The 1505-nt window shown below is 47.8% G+C and carries 2 tRNA genes and 2 rRNA genes; all 4 read left to right on the top strand.

Features of this window, described 5'->3' with window-relative positions:
• Positions 1 to 661 (top strand): 16S ribosomal RNA (locus tag GNT65_RS20385); the annotation flags it as partial.
• Between the two features lie 204 nt (positions 662 to 865).
• Positions 866 to 942 (top strand) — tRNA-Ile (locus tag GNT65_RS20390).
• A 115-nt stretch (positions 943 to 1057) separates the two neighbouring features.
• Positions 1058 to 1133: transfer RNA gene (locus tag GNT65_RS20395), tRNA-Ala, on the top strand.
• 272 nt (positions 1134 to 1405) lie between these two features.
• A 23S ribosomal RNA gene (locus GNT65_RS20400) occupies positions 1406 to 1505 on the top strand; the annotation flags it as partial.

The raw sequence follows: 1505 nt of genomic DNA on the forward strand, positions 1-1505 counted from the left end.
CTGGGGAGTACGGCCGCAAGGTTAAAACTCAAATGAATTGACGGGGGCCCGCACAAGCGGTGGAGCATGTGGTTTAATTCGATGCAACGCGAAGAACCTTACCTACTCTTGACATCCAGAGAACTTTTCAGAGATGAATTGGTGCCTTCGGGAACTCTGAGACAGGTGCTGCATGGCTGTCGTCAGCTCGTGTTGTGAAATGTTGGGTTAAGTCCCGCAACGAGCGCAACCCTTATCCTTACTTGCCAGCGGGTAATGCCGGGAACTTTAGGGAGACTGCCGGTGATAAACCGGAGGAAGGTGGGGACGACGTCAAGTCATCATGGCCCTTACGAGTAGGGCTACACACGTGCTACAATGGTCGGTACAGAGGGTTGCGAAGCCGCGAGGTGGAGCTAATCTCACAAAGCCGGTCGTAGTCCGGATTGGAGTCTGCAACTCGACTCCATGAAGTCGGAATCGCTAGTAATCGTGGATCAGAATGCCACGGTGAATACGTTCCCGGGCCTTGTACACACCGCCCGTCACACCATGGGAGTGGGCTGCACCAGAAGTAGATAGCTTAACCTTCGGGAGGGCGTTTACCACGGTGTGGTTCATGACTGGGGTGAAGTCGTAACAAGGTAGCCCTAGGGGAACCTGGGGCTGGATCACCTCCTTACCTATACGATTGACTGATATTTGTTGAGTGTTCACACAGATAACTTGATAGAAGATAGAGCAAAGATATACACGTCTATTTAGACGCTGTTAATTTGTTTCAGCGCTAGGCGTTTGAATTACGAACGAAGGAATGTAGATGACTACATGACTGAGTGAGTAATGAAAAACAACAACGCGATGGAGCAAAGAAACAAGTATAAATGGGTCTGTAGCTCAGCTGGTTAGAGCGCACCCCTGATAAGGGTGAGGTCGGTGGTTCAAGTCCACTCTGACCCACCAATTCTTCGTTTACTCTTCGTTATTTAATACGTCGTTTAGCAGGCTAAACGTCCGCATTAAACGCCTTGTTAGAATGCGAATTGGCAATGGTATACTTTGTTCGCTGCATGTAAATGGGGCTATAGCTCAGCTGGGAGAGCGCCTGCCTTGCACGCAGGAGGTCTGCGGTTCGATCCCGCATAGCTCCACCATTTGCTCTTAAATAGAGCATGCAGTCATGGTTAGAGATGCCAAAGATAAATGCAGAATTTATCTTTGGCTTTTTTAAGCCCGCTCTTTAAAAATTTGGAAAGCTGATAGTGTTAATGTGAAAGGGATGGCGATTTATCGCTGTTTGTAGCATTAGCGCGAAAATAATTGAGTTCTCAAAACACACTTTAATCAAGTGACTTGAGTATTCTTTTGGCGAAAGTTGAAACCATTAGTTGCGATGCGACTCAGATGAAACTCATTTGGGTTGTATGGTTAAGTGACTAAGCGTATACGGTGGATGCCTTGGCAGTCAGAGGCGATGAAGGACGTAGTAACTTGCGAAAAGCGTTGGCGAGCTAGTAACAAGCATT

Origin of the sequence: Shewanella insulae (genome assembly GCF_009831655.1) — a bacterium.
GTDB classification, from domain to species: Bacteria; Pseudomonadota; Gammaproteobacteria; order Enterobacterales; family Shewanellaceae; genus Shewanella; species Shewanella insulae.